At 38.7% G+C, this 18,453-nt stretch carries 16 protein-coding genes; 13 read left to right on the plus strand and 3 right to left on the minus strand.

Annotated elements, in window-relative coordinates:
• Positions 1–120 precede the first annotated feature (120 nt).
• Positions 121–489, minus strand: a complete 369-nt coding sequence (gene crcB, locus EDD61_RS10410) for a fluoride efflux transporter CrcB (protein ID WP_008689785.1) — start codon at positions 487–489, stop codon at positions 121–123.
• A 217-nt stretch (positions 490–706) separates the two neighbouring features.
• On the opposite strand from crcB, the gene EDD61_RS10415 reads away from it, so the two are divergent.
• From EDD61_RS10415 to EDD61_RS13850, 3 genes are read left to right on the plus strand one after another with little or no spacing between them, the layout of a single operon-like run.
• Entirely contained in the window at positions 707–1,405 is a 699-nt protein-coding gene (locus tag EDD61_RS10415) for a YjjG family noncanonical pyrimidine nucleotidase (protein WP_132225296.1), read from the plus strand.
• On the plus strand, positions 1,405–2,052 hold the full coding sequence (locus EDD61_RS10420) for an HAD family hydrolase (protein ID WP_132225298.1): 648 nt from the start codon (positions 1,405–1,407) through the stop codon (positions 2,050–2,052). Before EDD61_RS10415 ends, EDD61_RS10420 begins: the two co-directional genes overlap by 1 nt.
• Before the next feature lie 12 nt (positions 2,053–2,064).
• The gene (locus EDD61_RS13850; protein ID WP_008689780.1) at positions 2,065–2,211 is read left to right on the plus strand and encodes a hypothetical protein; all 147 of its coding nucleotides are present in this window, start codon (positions 2,065–2,067) and stop codon (positions 2,209–2,211) included.
• A gap of 169 nt (positions 2,212–2,380) precedes the next feature.
• On the opposite strand, the gene EDD61_RS10425 is transcribed toward EDD61_RS13850, so the two are convergent.
• Positions 2,381–3,262 (minus strand): diacylglycerol/lipid kinase family protein, encoded by an 882-nt coding sequence (locus EDD61_RS10425; RefSeq protein ID WP_132225300.1) that lies wholly within the window; start codon positions 3,260–3,262, stop codon positions 2,381–2,383.
• A gap of 204 nt (positions 3,263–3,466) precedes the next feature.
• Between EDD61_RS10425 and EDD61_RS10430 the strand changes: the two genes are divergently transcribed.
• The 4 genes from EDD61_RS10430 to EDD61_RS10445 are packed head-to-tail and all read left to right on the plus strand — an operon-like array spanning position 3,467 to position 8,290.
• Complete coding sequence (locus EDD61_RS10430) at positions 3,467–4,231, plus strand: threonine/serine exporter family protein (protein ID WP_132225302.1); 765 nt, start codon at positions 3,467–3,469, stop codon at positions 4,229–4,231.
• 1 nt (position 4,232) lies between these two features.
• Positions 4,233–4,688 (plus strand): threonine/serine exporter family protein, encoded by a 456-nt coding sequence (locus EDD61_RS10435; RefSeq protein WP_008689777.1) that lies wholly within the window; start codon positions 4,233–4,235, stop codon positions 4,686–4,688.
• Positions 4,678–6,978, plus strand: a complete 2,301-nt coding sequence (locus EDD61_RS10440) for a U32 family peptidase (protein ID WP_132225304.1) — start codon at positions 4,678–4,680, stop codon at positions 6,976–6,978. Before EDD61_RS10435 ends, EDD61_RS10440 begins: the two co-directional genes overlap by 11 nt.
• The gene (locus tag EDD61_RS10445) at positions 6,968–8,290 is read left to right on the plus strand and encodes an MATE family efflux transporter (protein ID WP_132225306.1); all 1,323 of its coding nucleotides are present in this window, start codon (positions 6,968–6,970) and stop codon (positions 8,288–8,290) included. Before EDD61_RS10440 ends, EDD61_RS10445 begins: the two co-directional genes overlap by 11 nt.
• 139 nt (positions 8,291–8,429) lie before the next feature.
• Here EDD61_RS10445 and EDD61_RS10450 read toward each other — a convergent pair whose 3' ends face one another.
• Positions 8,430–9,935, minus strand: coding sequence for an FAD-dependent oxidoreductase (locus tag EDD61_RS10450; RefSeq protein WP_132225308.1), 1,506 nt, complete (start codon positions 9,933–9,935; stop codon positions 8,430–8,432).
• 253 nt (positions 9,936–10,188) lie between these two features.
• On the opposite strand from EDD61_RS10450, the gene EDD61_RS10455 reads away from it, so the two are divergent.
• The 6 genes from EDD61_RS10455 to EDD61_RS10480 form a co-directional block, all read left to right on the plus strand.
• Positions 10,189–11,724, plus strand: a complete 1,536-nt coding sequence (locus EDD61_RS10455) for an ATP-binding cassette domain-containing protein (protein WP_132225310.1) — start codon at positions 10,189–10,191, stop codon at positions 11,722–11,724.
• A gap of 127 nt (positions 11,725–11,851) precedes the next feature.
• Positions 11,852–13,564, plus strand: coding sequence for a molecular chaperone HscC (locus EDD61_RS10460; RefSeq protein ID WP_132225312.1), 1,713 nt, complete (start codon positions 11,852–11,854; stop codon positions 13,562–13,564).
• 12 nt (positions 13,565–13,576) lie between these two features.
• Positions 13,577–15,355 carry a J domain-containing protein gene (locus EDD61_RS10465; protein ID WP_132225314.1) on the plus strand — a complete coding sequence of 593 codons (1,779 nt, stop codon included), beginning with the start codon at positions 13,577–13,579 and terminating at the stop codon, positions 15,353–15,355.
• A gap of 193 nt (positions 15,356–15,548) precedes the next feature.
• Positions 15,549–15,977 carry a MarR family winged helix-turn-helix transcriptional regulator gene (locus tag EDD61_RS10470; protein ID WP_132225316.1) on the plus strand — a complete coding sequence of 143 codons (429 nt, stop codon included), beginning with the start codon at positions 15,549–15,551 and terminating at the stop codon, positions 15,975–15,977.
• Between the two features lie 11 nt (positions 15,978–15,988).
• A complete protein-coding gene (locus EDD61_RS10475) occupies positions 15,989–17,404 on the plus strand; it encodes an MATE family efflux transporter (protein WP_008689763.1) in 1,416 nt (471 codons plus the stop codon).
• Between the two features lie 663 nt (positions 17,405–18,067).
• Positions 18,068–18,453, plus strand: a 386-nt coding sequence (locus EDD61_RS10480; protein WP_243642718.1) for a reverse transcriptase domain-containing protein, incomplete at its 3' end; no start/stop codon positions are given.

Raw genomic sequence — 18,453 nt, forward strand, 5'->3', positions numbered from 1 at the left:
AAGAGCTTATTTGATCAACATCCATCAACATCACTTGTATAAACACACTCTATAAATGAGAGTGCTAATACACTAATCATTGATAAATACAGTGTTTCTGTAATCATCTTTTATAGTATATCAAGAAAGAAACAGCAACATTAGCCATCGTCCTAACAAGACAGCAAGGATACAAAACAGCAGACTGCCACATGCATATATACTGCCACTAAGATAACGTTGTGTTTCAAAAAGCTGCACCGTTTCTAAAGAAAAGGTAGAAAAAGTCGTAAAGCCTCCACAAAATCCAGTCTTAATGAAAAGTATGATATCCGGTTGTGCTTTTGTTTCTTGAGCATAAGCTATTATCATACCAATACAGAGTGCACCAAGAATATTTATTAGCATAGTCATAAAGGGGAAAGAAGTACGCATCGGAAGAAGTCCTAAACCATAACGCAATATGGCTCCTAAGGCGCCTCCACATCCCACTAAAATCAATTCTTTCATTCACATGCCCTCCTGCTCTTATGGTAATGATTGTATCATGGTTCTAAGTTGTAGAAAAGCAAAGGATCGGCAATTTTTATAGGTTTTATTTCCTGTTTATGATATAGTTATGTGGGATTAAAATGAATACGTAAAGGAATAGAATGAAGTTTGTGATAAAGTGATGCCGCTGTAAAAGTTATGATGGCATTATGAACGTTACGCATAAGGAGTCAGTATGAAGAAATATAAAACGCTATTATTTGATGCAGATAATACCTTGTTGGATTTTGATAAGACGGAAAAAGAAGCTCTGCGTAAAACCTTTACCATGCAGAATATTCCCTTTACTCCAGCGATGAAAAACCGTTATCTGCAGATTAACACTGCTTTATGGAATGCCTATGAAGAAGGAAGAATGACAAGGGAAGAAGTTATCTTTACACGCTTTGGTAAGCTGTTTAATGAATTCCATATTGCTGAAGATGGTGTTCAATTTGAGCATATATATCAAAAAGAATTAGGAAAAGGACATGCCCTCATGCCACATGCGCTCGAACTTGTGAAACATTTGAAGAAAGATTATGAATTGTATATCGTAACAAATGGGGTAAGTGCAACGCAGCATTCACGTTTGCATGATTCAGGCTTAGATCAACATATCCGTAAAGCATTCATATCAGAAGAAATCGGTTATCGAAAACCAATGAAGGAATATTTCGATTATTGTTTTGCTCATATTCCATCATTTGAAAAAGAGCAGACATTAATAATCGGAGATTCCTTATCAAGTGATATGCAGGGAGGTATTCATGCAGGTATTGCGACCTGTTGGATGAATCCTAAACAAAAACCAAATGTGCAGGATTTACCAATTACCTATGAAATAACCCATTTAAAAGAGTTATATTCTATATTAGAGGAGGATGAAAAATAATGCGAGCAATTCTATTTGATTTAGATGGTACCTTAACGGATCCTAAGGAAGGCATTACAAATTCCGTGGCATATGCTTTAGAAAAAGCGGGTATCCCTATCGAAGATAAAAATGATTTAATTATCTTTATCGGTCCGCCTTTAGCAGATTCGTTTGCACAATTTTATGGTTTTAATAAGGAACAGTGCGATGAAGCAATCAAACAATATCGCGTTTATTTTAAAGAAAAGGGAATCCTGGAAAATAAAGTATATCCTGGTATAAAAACGATGTTGCAACAACTGAAGGAAGATGGAAGACAGTTGTTTGTGGCAACGAGCAAGCCACATGTTTTTGCGAAAACGATTTTACATCATTATCACCTTGCTGAATATTTTGATGGTATTTATGGCAGTGAATTGGATGGCACAAGAAGTCGTAAAGGTGAAGTCATCGCCTATATTTTGGAAAAGGAAAACCTAGAAAAAGAGCATTGTGTGATGGTTGGTGATCGTAAGCATGATATATTGGGGGCAAAGGAACATGATCTTGCCAGTGTCGGTGTATTGTTTGGTTATGGAGATGAAGAGGAATTACAACTTGCAGGTGCGGATGTCATCGTGAACGATGTTGAAGAATTAAAACAATATTTACTTAGTAAAAGATAGGAAGTGAAATGCATGAGTGAAAAAAAGAAATTAGATACGAAAGCTTTGCTGGAAAAAAGTCGCAGCGTAAAACAGAAGCCACAAGGCTCCCTGTTAGAACGTAAGTTGAAAAATAAGAAAAATGGCGCAAAGTTTGGTAAAGTGAATTTCAATGGATAACAGGAACGCTTCCTGTTTTTTTTATTTGATAAGGTTAAGTGTTTTAGCATACTTTTACGTTTGTATGGGTAATATTTGATATTATGAATGGCGTGATAAAAGCGTAAAAAATTGCTTATCTTTATCATCATGATCAATGGAAAGAATTCTGTTATTTCTCTGCATCGTGTTATAGCAGTATGGTAATCGCTTTATGATGATTTTGGATCTTGGCACAATGCACGCTTCCTCCATCTTCTCCATCTAAGGTCCATGGTATTGCTTGATCACAAGTCATCGTCAAAGCAGAAGTTGTCAGAAAATGCATCCAGGTAGTATTTACTTCGCGTTTCAATAAGGCCGTTATAATATTTTGCACATCTAATAGATTATTCGGTACGCGCAGTAAAAGTACTTCAAATAAACCATCATCTAATTTGGCATGTTCCCCGGTGATAGAAGTAAAGCCTGCCACATAACGTGAATTGGTTATACAGCCAAAGATACAATCCTCCTCAATACGCATATCTTTTGTTTCTAAAACTATATGATAACGTGGGATATGGGTCAGCTGCTTAATGCCTTCCAAAAAATAAGCAGCCTTGCCAAAGGTGTTTTTACTTCCTTGAGGTGTCGAATAGGAGATTTCGGTGAACAGACCAAAGGCGGCAACATAGGTGAAATAGCGTTTGTTGAACTGTCCGATATCACAAGCAAAAGGCGTTGGTGTTGCCAGATGTTCCATCAGCTTACCAGGACTTTTTGCTAATTTCAGTGTTGAGGCAAAATCATTAACGGTTCCCGTTGGAAGATAAGCGACTGCCGGTTTTTGTGCCACCTTCATTAGACCGCTGATAACTTCATTCCATGTGCCATCTCCTCCACAGCATAACAGTAAATCAAATTGTTCGGCCTTTTCTTCAACCAATTGGCGTGCATGGTTACCAAACTGTGTCACAAATACCTTGACTTCATCTTCCATAGCACAAAATGCATTGCATAAGGTAAATAAATTTGCTTTGGCATTTCCTTTACCGGCTTTTGGATTGACAATAAGCATGACTTGCCGCATGGTATCACCTCCTGCATATAACTAACATTATAATGAAAAAGGCCAAAAATTACCAATAATTTATCGTAATCTTTTTCTATTCGTTCATGTAGCAGTCAAACTTACGCATATATATAAGCAGACGTAATTGAAAATTCAAAGAAAAAAGGTTTCTTTTTTGACCCCATTTCGATATACTGTTTAAGGAAAGAAAGAAGTGAAAGAATGAAGAGTGATCAACTGCTGAATGTCGTAGGATATGCCGGTAAATTATTAATTGAGAGTGGAGCGGAAATCTATCGGGTGGAAGAAACCATGGTCCGCCTATGCCACAGTTTTCATGAGGTACAGGATGCGGAAAGTTTTGTTACGCCAACCGGTATCATGTTGTCAATCACGGTGGATGGTAAGACTTCGACAAAAATCATGCGCGTACATTCAAGAGGGGTCGATCTAAATTGCATTGACCGTATCAATGCATTGTCAAGAAGAGCGAGTGAAACTGCTTTTTCTTTAGAAGAATTGAATCAACAATTGCAGGAAATTGGTCGAAAAGAGCGTTATTCATTTGGGATGACCTTACTATTCAGTGCGCTTAGTGCAGGAGGTTTTGCCATCTTCTTTCAAGGCAGTATGTTAGAGGCAGGCTGTGCCTTTTTCATCGGTTTGATCATTAAAGCAATTACGTGCTTTATGGAACAGCGAGATTTAAATAATTTTTTCATTAATGCGATTGGAGCGGCTTTTGCGGCGATGGTTGCATTAGGTCTGCATAAGTTGTTAACGAATACGGATGTTGATATTATGATTATTTCCAGCATTATGTTATTAGTGCCGGGACTGGCAATCACCAACGCCATACGGGATACGGTTGCCGGTGATTATTTATCCGGAGTTGCCAGAGCCTGTGAAGCATTTTTAGTGGCGATTGCCATTGCGGTAGGCATCGGTTTTATCTTAAGTATTTTCATGGTACAAGGAGGTGTCTGATATGCTGAATCTGGGCAGTGTGATGATTTCCAGTTTTCTTGCCAGCTTAGGCTTTGGGGTGTTATTTAATATCAAAGGAAATAAATTATTACTAGCTGGTATTGGCGGCAGTATTGGCGGTGTTGTGTATCAATTGTCCATGCAGTATGGCTGTAGTGAAATGATGGCGATGTTTTTGGGATCTATCGCTTTTTCACTTTATTCAGAAATCTTAGCACGTATCTGTAAGACACCGGTCACGACCTTTATCATTTGCGCCTTAATTCCTTTGGTACCTGGTGGTGGTATGTATCGCATGATGTTACAGGCGATCCAGGGACATGTAGATGAGGCATTAAATATTGGCTTAGATACAATTAGTATTGCAGGCGTTTTGGTGTTAGGTATCTTAATGGTTTCAACAATCATGCGCTCAGTTTTTAAAACGAAACGGCAGGTGAAAAGAAGTGAGAACTAATGTGGAATTATTAGCTCCGGCAGGAAGCTTTGAGGCATTGCAGGCAGCCGTTCAAAATGGTTGTGATGCAGTATATTTAGGAGGAACTATGTTTGGCGCAAGAGCATTTGCGCATAATTTTGATGATACGCAGATGGAAACGGCAGTTAAATATGCACATGTATATGGTGTGCGAGTATATGTAACCGTGAATACACTGCTTTATGAGAAGGAAATGGAAGAAGTCATAGCGTATGTAAAACGTTTGCAGGATATGGATGTCGATGCTTTGATCATTCAGGATGTCGGCTTATTTACCTTGCTGCATGAGCGATTTCCGGATATGGAGTTACATGCATCTACACAGATGCATATTCATAATCCGCAAGGCATTGCGATGTTACAGAAAATGGGGGCAGCCAGAGTGGTTGTTCCAAGAGAAACAACGATTGAAGAAATTCGCGAATATGCAAAACTTGGCGTAGATTTGGAAGTGTTTGTACAAGGGGCTTTATGTGTATCGTATTCCGGGCAGTGTCTGATGTCTTCTCTGACTTTGGCACGCAGTGGAAATCGAGGAGAATGTGCCCAATCCTGTCGAATGCAATATACATTGGAAGAAGATCATCATGGTTTACACAAAGAAATCACGACCAAAGGGCAGTATTTGTTAAGTCCGAAGGATTTAAATACCTTAGAACAAGTACCGACCTTAATTGAGGCAGGGATAGCATCCTTTAAGATTGAAGGCAGAATGAAGCGTCCAGAATATGTAGCCTTAATGTGTGCCTTATATCGTAAAGCAATAGATGCGTATACTCGTAAGGAAACGTTTCATGTAGATGCTGCTATGAAACAGGAAATGGAAAAAGTGTTTCATCGTGGCTTTACCAGCGGACATCTCTTTCACCAGGTTGGAAGTGCGTTAATGAATCCGCTGCGTCCCAATCATATGGGCGTGCGTGCAGGTATCATTGAACAGATCAGCAAAGATAAGATGACCGTAAAATTGGTAGATGATTTACATCAAGGAGATGGTGTGCGTATTTTGAAAGCCAAAGGGGATGAGGGCTTTCGTGTCAATCGTATGTATCAAAATGGCTTATTAGTGAATCACGCAAAAAAGAATGAACGCATTCAATTGGATAAAACCGGTTATGTGGAAAAAGGCAGTATATTGTTAAAGACGAGTGATTGTCAACAGCTGGAAGCTTTGCGAGCATCCTATGAGCAGCGTTCACGTACCATTCCCATTCAAGCATCCTTTTCCATGCAGCTTCAGAAAAAAGCAAAATTGATCGTTAAAGATGAGCAACAGCATCAAGTGGAAGTCTTTTCCGATATGCCATGTGAAAAAGCAATGAAAACCCCTTTATCTAAGGAACGCATCCTGGCACAACTACAAAAAACAAAGGATACGCCATTTGCTATCAGCTGCTGTGATATGAGTGATGTTACAAGTGATGGCATTTTGCCTATTAAGGAATTGAATCGCATGCGCAGAAAGGCATTGGAGCAATTGCAGAAACTGCGTGAAGTACGAAATGGTGTTCGACGTTTTGCAGAAGAAAAAGCAAAGGTTATCGCTTTGCCATCAATGCGTGAAGTCATGATTGTCGTACATACAAAAGAACAATATGAAGTATGTCGTGAAGAAGGTTTTTCTTCTATTTACATAGCGGATGTCAGCTTATATCAAACTTTACGACAAGCCAATGAAACAGTCTATTTACGAGAAGAGCGCGTAAAAAAAGATGCTTATACACAACCTCATACTTTAATTCAAGAAACGGCAGGATTAAGTTTTGCCCAAGCTCATGCCGGAGATACTTCTTTGAATATCACAAATTCTTATAGCGCTGCTTTTGCCTTTGCAAACGGTGTGGACATTCTTACCTTATCAGTAGAACATACCCCAGATACCATACAGGAATTAACCACGGCATTTCAAAAGCGTTATCATAGAACAGGCAATTTTGCTGTACAACTATATGGTCATGTGGAATTGATGCTGAGTGAATATTGCCCGATACAGGCATGTCTTAAGGATGATGGTAAGAAGCAGTGTGGTTTATGTCGAAAAGCAACACGCTATAATCTGAAGGATTTGAAAGGGCATCGCTATCCGATTTTAAGTGATGTACACTGTCGTATACATTTATTGAGTGAGGATGCCTATGATCATATCGCAGAATGGAAGGCGTATCAAAAGCTTGGTATCACTTCGGCACTTATTGTCTTTACGATAGAAGATGCGCATAAGACACGACGTGTTTTGCGGAAAGTGAAGGAACAGGTTCATGTCGACTAAGGTATCTTCAAATCGGCTATTGAATGATCGTGTGCATCGGCTATATCTGCATTATCTTTTCCCTACGCTGATTGCGATGGCGAGCAATTCCTTGTATTGCCTGGCAGATGTCTTCTTTATTTCCAAAGGTGCCGGCAGTACCGGTTTAGCGGCATTGAATATCGCTATGCCATTGTTTACACTATATTCTGCTATCGGCTTAACATTTGGAGTTGGGGGAGCTACGATCATGTCCATTGCGGAAGGAACAGGACATATGCAAGAAAGAAATCAGGCATTTACTTGCAGTGTGTTGGGCATGAGTGTAATAGGATTGTTTATTGCGGTTTTTGGGACGATATTTGCTCAACCTTTTGCCTACATGTTAGGAAGCAGTCAAGAGCTTTTGCCACATGTTATGGAATATATGCGTCCAATCAATGCTTGTGCCATGTTTTTTGTCATTAATTATGCCGGCAGTATCTTATTACGTAATGATCATGCCCCCAAGCTTGCCATGCAGGCTACCTTATGTGGCAATATTACGAATATCATCTTAGATTATCTTTTGGTCATGGTCTTTGGCATGGGGCTTTTTGGTGCTTCCATTGCGACTGCTTTATCAGCCGTATTAAGTTTATTGTTTATGTTGCCACATTTTTTCTTTAAGCAAAATACGGTGCACTTTTATAAGGATATCTTTTCTATTGAAGTATGGAAACGTATGCTGATGAATGGAGCCGGTAGCGGTGTGTTGGAAATCAGTGCCGGAAGCGTAGTGCTCATTTTTAATTATGTTATTGTCCAAGAGGCAGATCAGCTATTCTTAGCTGCTTATGCCATCGTCACCAATATCGCTTATGTTACCAAAGGGTTATTAAATGGCTTTGCCCAGGCCGCACAGCCAATTATATCGACGAATTATGGGGCAAGACAAAAAAAGCGGACCCAGCAGGCATTTCATATATCCTTAATTGCCAGCTCTCTTTTTGCGTTACTTTTATACATCCTTTTTCTCCTTTTTCCTAACACTGTGGCTGCCATTTTCAGTGATGGAGATATGCAGCTTATTGCCAGTGCCGGGGATGGCATTCGCTTTTATTTTACAAGCTTGTTTTTTACGGCCATCATCACCATGATTCTATATTATTTGCAAGCCATTGAATGTAGCCGTGCTGCTACTATTTTGGCTCTTTTGAAAGGATTTGTCTTTGTGATCATATCATTATTTATCATGGTCCATCTATTTGGGATGAATGGCATTTGGTTTACGATTACGCTGGCAGAAGGATTGGCAGTACTCAGTGGTTTCTGGCTGTTAAAAAAGTTATGAAAAATTGATAATAAAATACAGTCGTTGTATCGTTATGTAGAAAATATAAGAAAAACACCCTTCGCTTACCTGTTCGCAAAACAGCAGTCTTCTTAAAGGGTGTTTTCTTATGTCTTTATGAAGGAGTAATTTTAAAAGATCAATCAATAATATGCGGATCAATCTCATTGAATCCTTCGCCGTAACGATGTAGACGATAGGTAGCCGGTCCTTTGATCAATTCACCGGTATAGGAAAAACGAGAACCATGACATGGACAATCCCAGGTCTTATCCATGGCGTTAAAATGGCAAACACAACCTAAATGCGGACAAGTCACATCGACGATATGCAGAATTTCTTCCTCATCACGATATACACCATAAGTATGATCATCAATCTGCACTAGTTTCCCTTCACCGATATCAGGATATTGGTCATCGGGATGTTTAAATTTACCTTTAATAAATTCATAGGCAACGTTTAGATTTTCCTTTACAAAAGGTAGGGAGAAGATATCCGACATCCGTTGTGGTGTAAATATTACGCGATATTGGCTGCGTTTACCTAGTGCATGTGCACATAAAAGCTTTCCGGCGATATTTGCACTGGTATTGCCCCATTTAGAAAAACCGCTGGCAAATAACAAGTTTTCATTATGCTTATCTAATTTACCAATGAAGGGGATATGGTCAAAAGAGATATAATCCGAATTGCTCCAACCGGCTTTTACATCACCAATGCTAGAACTTTGGGCAACTTCTTTGAGCATTTCCTGCAAATCGCTGCTATCCTGCTGACCGCTTTTACCGCTGTTTCCTCCGATTAAAATGCCATCTCTGATGGAATTCCAGGAACGCATCGGGGTATCGATTGATAATGCCGTACAGTCTTCTCCATGATAGTCACAAAGTAAAATTGTTTCTTGATCACAGCGCATGCGGGCGAAGTAGAAATGTCCATGATCCAATATAGGAAACTGCGTGGCAAGAATGACTTTTTTAGCATGAATACGTTGATTGTTACAAAGCAGTGTATAACTGCCATCTGCTTCTTCTTGCAAGTCACTCACGGGAGAATGCTCATAAAGTGAAACGCCTGCATCACGAAGCACCTTAGCCAAACCGCAAGCATATGCATAAGGATCATACACTGCCTGATAATGCATGGTAAGTCCAGTTTTCATCGCAAAAGGCGTTGTTTGTTTTTCCACATAGGTACAAGGAATATGCAGATCCAAATACACTTGATATTCATCTTGCAACTGGGCAATTTGTACATCATCATTTGTATATAGCATCGTATCACAACGATGAAAATCGCAATCAATCCCATGCTCCTGAATGATTTCTTCGATGGAAGTGATTGCTTCTTCATTTGCATGATAGTATAATCGCGCAAAATGTTTGTCATAGCTTTCTAATAAATGACGATAGATTAAGCCATGCTGCGATGTGACCTTTCCCGTATTGCGTCCGCTGGCTCCACGACCAATTTCCTCAGCCTCTAAAACAATGATGTCTTCTTTTGCTTTAGAAAGATAATAAGCACTGCTTAACCCACATAAACCACCACCGATAATGACAATATTCGTATCCAATTCCTTTGTGACTTGTGGAAATTGGAGCTGTTGTTTTTGTTTGTTGATCCAATAAGAATCGTTCATGCTCTCACCTCGTTATCCTTTATCATGCCCCATACATGGTTTTTTATAAGTTGACATTCATCTTTATTTACGCTATCATAAAAAGCAAGATGAAGGAGTGATAGGATGTACAATCGATAATGAAACTTAAAAATGAATCCGTAAACAGAATCGTTTTTGTCGTGTCATTATCGTATGATCACTTATCCTGATGAACAATCACACAAAGAACGTCTGACGTTCTTTTCTTTTGTGTCAAAAGGAGGTATGTCCATTGCTTATTCTAAAAGATGTTACAATAAAAGATCAAAAGAATCATATATTACTTGATAAATTTAATTATTCCCTGGGAAATGAAGATAAGGTAGGAATTATCGGTGAAGAGGGAAATGGAAAATCAACCTTATTAAAAGCAATTTATAATACAAAACAAATAGAAGACTATGCAGAGGTAAGTGGAACGATTATTACAGACATGAAACATATCGGCTATTTTGAACAACAGTTAAATGACAAATGGCAGGAAAGCTATGTATATGAATATGTTTTAAAAAATGATGTTGCGGATATCATAGAAGCAGAAGACTATAATCGCCTAAAAGAATTTGAACAATTATGTCATCAGGTACATCTGGATGCCACCTGTTTGACATCAGAACAAAAAATCAAAACGTTAAGCGGTGGAGAAAAGGTTAAACTTCAACTGATAAAGTTGCTAGCCAGTCATCCGGAGCTATTACTTTTCGATGAGCCGACCAATGATTTGGACATTGAAACACTGGAATGGTTGGAACAATTCATCGTTCAACAGACAATACCGGTTATTTTTATATCACACGATGAAACATTATTGGAACATGCGGCCAATGTCATCATCCATCTGGAACAGCGAAATAAGAAAACAAAATGTGTGCATACGATCTATCGTGGTACCTATCAAGAGTATGTTAACAGCAGAGCAATGAAATTAAATAAAGAAGCCGCCTTAGCTTCGAAAGAACAGTTGGAATATCAAAAAAAGATGATCAAATTGAACGATATGCGTAATGCGGTACATGATGCATTGAATGATACGGTGCGCAACCCATCCATGGGGCAATTATTGAAAAAGAAAATGAAAAATATCAAGGCACTGGAAAACCGTTATGAAAGAGATGGGGTTCATAAGGTGGATACAGTAGAAGAAGCCATTGATGTCTATTTTGAAGCAACACCTTTACCGGCTGCGAAAATAGTTATGCAGTATCAGCTAAAGGAATTGCGCATACAAGAAAGAATACTGTTACAAGATGTTGATTTATTGATAAAGGGGCAAGCAAAAGTGGTAATTACAGGGCCCAATGGCTGTGGAAAAAGTTTATTATTGAAAAGACTTTATGAAGAAATCAAGCTGCGCAATGATCTTAAGGTTGGGTATATGCCGCAAGCATACGCACAATGTTTTCAAGAACATGAGACACCTATTCAATTTCTCTTGGAAGAAGGTGATCAAAAGGATGTTACCAGAGCCAGAGAATTACTAGGAAGAATGAAATTTACGAGTGATGAAATGATACATTCCCTCATGGAATTAAGTGAAGGACAAAAAGCAAAAGTGTATCTTTTACGCTTCATTAAAACCAATTGCAATGTCTTACTGTTAGATGAGCCGACCCGCAATTTATCACCACTTACAAATCCGCTTCTTCGTCAGATCTTAAAGGAATTTAAAGGCTGTATCCTTGCGGTATCACATGATCGTAAGTTCATAGAAGAGGTCTTTACAACGCGATATCAAATCGTCGGGCAAAGGCTCATAAGATGGAAGTGATTATGATAGAGTAATGCCATAAACATGCGATAAGAAAATGTGAAAATTTTACTCATGTGCAAAGGGTATGATAAAATAAAAAAGCAAATGGATACACGCCTTCGTAGTTAAGAGAGGAAGATTTTATATGGCAATTATTGGAATAGATTTAGGTACAACCAATTCATTGGCCTGTGTTTGGCGAAATAACAAAGCAGAATTGATCCCAAATGCATTAGGGGAATATATAACACCAAGTGTCGTCAGTGTAAAGGATGATGAAATCTTAGTAGGACGATTAGCAAAGGAACGTCTGATTACCCATCCCCAAGACAGTGTTGCTGCGTTTAAGCGGGACATGGGTACAGCCAAGCAATATACGTTAGGTAATAAGACATTTAAACCTGAAGAGTTAAGTTCTTTTATCCTACGCCAACTGATTGAAGATGCAAAAATGTATTTGCAGGAAGACATCGAAGAGGTCATTATCAGTGTGCCGGCATATTTTAACGATGATCAGCGTTGGGCGACAAAGACAGCAGGGGCATTGGCGCAAGTAAAAGTGGAACGAATTATCAATGAGCCAAGTGCTGCTGCGTTAGCACAGCATATTCATGATGATGGGGAAGACAAAACTTTTCTCATTATCGATTTTGGTGGTGGTACTTTAGATATTTCCGTTGTAGATGCTTTTGATAATGTGATTGAAATAGCTGCGGTTGCCGGCGATAATCATTTAGGTGGGGAAGATTTTAACACCGTGATCACTGAAGCCTTTTTAAGGGAATATGGTCTGAATGCTACAGATATCAGTGTCCAGGAAAAAGCGATGTTAATGAAGCAGGCAGAAATATGCAAACGTAAACTGAGTGAACAGGATGAGGTGAACATGAAAGTACGCATCCATGATACGCTTTTGAGTATGAAACTTACAAATCAGCAGCTGATTCTGTTGGGTAATAGCATCTTAACACGGATGGAAGGTCCCTTAAAACAAGCATTAAAGGATGCTGGTGATGATATTGGAGATATTGATGATATCATCCTTGTCGGGGGCTCATGTAAGATGCCAGTCGTTCAACATTATATAGAATATCTGACTAAGCATACCGTAACTATGCACTTGGATCCGGATAAGGCGATTGCTTATGGATGTGGAACAGCAGCCGGTATTAAAGAACGCAATCAAGAAATCAAAGATATGCTCCTTAGTGATATCTGTCCCTTCACTTTAGGCACTGCTATATATCCCGACGGGCTGAAGGATGCAATTATGAGTCCTTTGATTGAACGTAACAGTGTATTGCCATGTAGTCGGGAATCTTTGTATACGACTATACATGATCAACAAGAAGTCATTGATTTTGAAATTTATCAGGGAGAACATTACCATGCAGAAGATAATCTGTTGTTAGGCAATTTAGAAGTTAAGGTACCACCCAATAAAAAAGGTAAGGAAATCGTAAAGGTTCGTCTAACTTATGATATAAATGGCATTTTAGAGGTGGATGCCTTTGTAATTTCTACCCGGCAAAGTTTTCATAAGATGATCTTATCGAAAAATAATCGTATGAGTGAGGCAGAAATTAAGCAAAAGCTCCAAGAATTAAAGGAGTTGAAGATACATCCACGTGATAAAGAACGTAATCGCTTATTACTGGCACGTGGTGAACGAATGTTTTTAGAACTTGTAAAAGAAGAACGTCAAATGGTAGCAGATCTGATGCGCTATTTTGAACAGGTGTTGGAAAGTCAGAATGAACGTGCGATTGATCATGCTTATCATGAAGTCAGCCGACGCCTGGATAGCATAGAAGGGGATGGGGATACAACGACGATTCCTCGTTATTTTCAAGCATAGGGGGAATGAAGTATGAAATCTTGTTGGGAAATTTTAGCAATCACAGAAACAACAGATCTAAAAGCCATTAAAAAAGCCTATAGTAAAATGGTGAGACAATATCATCCTGAAGATGACCCCGAAATGTATCAAACGATACGCCAAGCTTATGAAAGCGCCCTAAAAATAGCCAAACAAAGCGCTATGTCGCAATCTGCAGAAAGTAACAATCAAGCGGAACATGAAGATATGCATAGCATCTATGAAAGGTTATTTGCTTTTGAAAAAGAGGAAGTTCATGCGAATGATGATGAAGAAGCGTACAAAGATGTTTTTGATGTATTGCAGGATATACAAAATAACTTTGTTGAAAAGTGGAAACAGCTCTATGAAACACAAGCCACATACAATGAATGGGAACAATTTTTTCAAGAGTATAAAGGTTTTGAAGACTATTTATTCGAAGCGTTAGAGGAATTAATACCATATCATAAAGACAATTGCGTATTTTCATGCGATACAGCGCTTCTTCTACGCTTGCGTCTTTCACTCTATCAATTTAAAAGAATAGAGACAAGCGTTCCTATCGAAGCCTTTGATGAACAATTAAAAAGGCAGACGATGATGGAGCTAAAGACACCGACTGCTGTTTTGCTGTCCATAAAAGAAAAGTATTTCTATGCACTTTTGCATCTCGTATTGATGGATTGGGCAGCACTCGACCAAAGTCCGCTGCGAACACAGCCATCCAGCTGGCAAGCTTTTTTTAAGACAGTAAGTTTTCAGCTGGTGAAACAAGAAGTTAAATTCCATGAACTCTTATGGAAGACATTGGATCGTCCAAAGCCACTTCAAAGCGAGGTACAACAGATGATGCAAGAGCAGCTTTCCTTGCCAAAGGAAAGTGAAGTGCTTGCTCATATAAGTGGAAAATGTTTTGACATAGTTGATTTCTCTGATTTGATGAGTAAACAAAGACCTGTTGAAGATACGGTGTTGGAGCGATGGATAATGCTGAGTGAATCAACTAAACGAAACGATACAGCGGTTTGGATAACCTTTTTAAGTACGAATGCCTTTTTAGAAGCTAGGACAAATGGGCAATTCTTAAAACGCTTATCAGAGTATATCTTACCAAAGAAACGATATCGTCAATCTATCAAAGATCTTATGGATAGACAATTAAAATTATCATCCTATTTACTGTCTATCCAAAACAAAGCAGCGCAAGGTATTCCACCTGAGCAAGACGTAAAGAAAGCTGTCTTTCAATTGCATCAGTACTTGTCGAAAAGCAGAAAAGTACAGACTCCATCTAAATTACCATATATCATTGCAGTGGCCGTATTGTTTAGCATTATGACTGCTATGAATTACCAAGCAAAAGAGGAAAAAGATAGAATGAAGGAGTATAGCAATATTGTTCATTCTAGTTTTGACGAAAATATATATGATTTAGGCTTTATCATTTATGTGGAAGAAAAAGAAGGTAAAAAGATTTTGATGCAGGGTGATGAAGAATTGCTAGAAGTTAAAGATTATCGTAACAATAAAAGTAATTATCGCATTGTGAAGCTTAAAGACGGTTGGCATTTTTATGACCTTGCATATCGTCAAGTCATGGATGAGGTATATGATGACATTTTGGTTGTGAAAGGCAAAGATGGGGAGAGTGAATATTATGCAGCTTGTCTGCATGGTAAATGTGCCCTTTACGATGAACAATTAATAAGAGTAGAAGACTATAAATATATGAAGGAGGATTTCCAAGGAAAATACTATGCTGATGGAAAACTGCATGATAAAAAATAAAATGTGATGAAAGGCTGCGCATACATCGGAAGCAAAGATGTTGGCAGCTTTTTTCATTTACTGATGAAAATATATATGACTTTACTGAAGCAAGACATCATCAAAAAATCTTACATTTTATGGTTGCGTATGCAACTTTCATACGGTATAATACAATAGTTGTTTATGCAACGGTAAGTTAAGAGGTGATGAAATGCCTGTTATTAGTAAATATTCTTCCATGGTATATCGGCTAAGTCAGATTTATTTCGATGAACAACTGGCACCCTATCATATTGGCTGTGGACAGCAGTTTTTTCTATTACATATCTATCGTCATCCGGGGATTAATCAATATGAGCTTGCATATCAAGATCATTATGATAAAGGAACGACGGCCAGAGCAGTAAAAAAATTAGAGGAGCAGGGTTACGTATTGCGACGCAGTGATGAACATGATCGTCGTATCACGAAACTGTATGTGACAAAAAAAGGCGAGGCCATTGTTGATATGATCAATCAAGTGCTTGCTGATTGGCATGCGATCATCACAGATGGGTTAAGTGATGAAGAATGCGAAGTTACAGCGCGCCTCATGGGAAGAGTAGCAGCGAATGCAGCTGCTTTCGTTAAAAAGAAATAAGGAGGGAATCTATGGAACAACATGTACATCCAAAAACAAGAAATCCATTAGGGTATCAGCCGATTGGACGGCTGTTAATGCGTTTTGCTATTCCCAGTGTCATCAGTATGCTGGTGAATGCATTATATAATATTGTTGATCAAATTTTCATCGGGCAAGGTGTTGGTTATCTGGGAAATGCCGCAACAACGGTCACATTTCCTTTGATGACAATTCTTTTGGCAATAGGCACGATGTTGGGAGCCGGTGGTAGTGCTTATGCGGCAATCAAATTAGGGGAAAAGAAAGAAGACGAAGCCGAAAATACATTGGGAAATGAATTTTTGATGCTGTTGGTCATCGGTCTTTTGATTACTGTAATTGGTTTAGTCTTCTTAGAACCTATATTAAACTTATTTGGCGCAACACCGAAAAATATGGCCTATTCGAAAGACTATGCAAGCATTATTTTGTTAGGATCTACGTTTAATTTGTTAGGTATCGGATTATCCAATATGGCAAGAACGGATGGCAGTCCTAATGTTGCCATGTATAGTATGCTGGCAGGTGCTATTTTAAATACGATGCTCGATCCATTTTATATTTTTGTCTTGCATTGGGGAGTAAAAGGTGCTGCGATTGCGACCATAACATCACAAATCATTGGTGCTGTCATCTTACTATATTATTTCTTGAAAAAAGGTCATATGCGTTTACGCTTTGATCATATGAAGTTAAAATCATCCATCTGTAAAGCGATTTTCGCATTAGGAATCTCTAGTTGTATTACACAGACAGCAGCGACAATCATGCAGGTAGTCATGAATAACTCTTTGGTATATTATGGTGATATGACATCGACCGGTGGAGATGTGGCATTAAGTGCTATGGGTATTGTCTTAAAGGTTTCGATGATCATTACTGCTATTTGTGTGGGCATTGGTATTGGTGCGCAACCCATTTTGGGATTTAATAAAGGCGCAAATCAACCAAAGCGCATTAAGAGTACTTATAAGCGTGCGGCTGGTATTGCGACAATTACTTCCATTGTTGGCTGGTTGTTATGCATTACCATTCCTCATATCATATTATCTTTATTTGGCAGTGGCAATGCGACATTTACCGAATTTGCTATCCGCTGTATGCGTATCTTTATGATGGGAATCTTTTGTGCAGGGTTCCAGATAACAGCGACAAGCTATTTTCAGGCAACCGGGCAGCCATTAAAGGCGAGTGTCTTATCGATGATGCGGCAATTGATCTTATTGATCCCTTTAATTTTAATCTTACCTATGATCTTTGGTTTAAATGGTATTTTATATGCCGGTCCGATAGCCGATATAACAAGTGGTATTGTTGTATTCGGTTTTATCTCTCATGAAATGAAGAAATTGGACAAGCAGATTGAGGATGAAGATGGAAAAGAAGAATTAGGGGTACTGGAATAGACTATTAAGAAACAGAAGCTAAAAGATAGGAAAATCTGATTCTCATAATCCTTTATGAACGCGCATGTAAGGATACTGCCTTATATCGCATAAGCAATGAAGAGTGGCAATTGCCACTTTTTTATTGTGTGGCGGGCATGCCACATATCTAGGGTGAAAATCCCTCGGGGCGTAGTTATCGACGAACCCAAGAGCGACTTGCAAGTTTCATATCGTGAGGTATGGGAGAGAGGAAGCAATAGCGAAATCGTGGCTTAACGGACAGGAAGTCTGAACATTAAGTTTGGATGGCTGATAATAAGGCGACATTAGTGGATGAGATGGCAATAAGCATCAAAGTCCAAAAGATAACCGTAACCTAATGGCGTAAATCAGATAAGTAAACGAGGAAAGATATGTGACTTACCCCGCGAGGTCTCATTGACTCAGTAGGCGAGACGTAGAACGACGTGCAGTCGAGGAGTAGTAACAACGAACAATGAGAAGTCAGCCGAGGTCATAGTAGGTAGAAATACTGAAGGACCGAACGTTTTAATCGCACGAGCAAAATGTATGTTTCTTACAACAATCAGACAGGGGTATGAGTGAAAACGTAAATGAGCAAATATCCAAAACACATATGATGATTTGTAAGAAAGCGGAAAGGATAGGAGTGCACAGAGTATGTCAAAACTATTAGAAAAGATACTGAACAGAGAAAATATGAACAAAGCCTATAAACGTGTAAAAGCGAACAAAGGAGCAAGCGGAATTGATGAAATAACGATTGAGGATGCCTATGTTTATATAAAAGAGAACTGGGAACGTATCAGAGCTGAAATCACAGAGAGGAAGTACAAACCACAGTCAGTAAAGCGGGTTGAAATACCAAAAGCGAATGGAGGAACTAGAAATCTGGGGATACCAACGGTAATGGATAGAATCATCCAACAGGCAATGGTACAAGTATTAAGTCCAATATGTGAAACGTTCTTTTCGGATTATAGTTATGGATTCAGACCAAATCGGAGTTGTGAACAGGCCATAATGAAATTATTGGAATATATCAA

This window comes from Longicatena caecimuris (assembly GCF_004341945.1).
Classification (GTDB): domain Bacteria; phylum Bacillota_I; class Bacilli_A; order Erysipelotrichales; family Erysipelotrichaceae; genus Longicatena; species Longicatena caecimuris.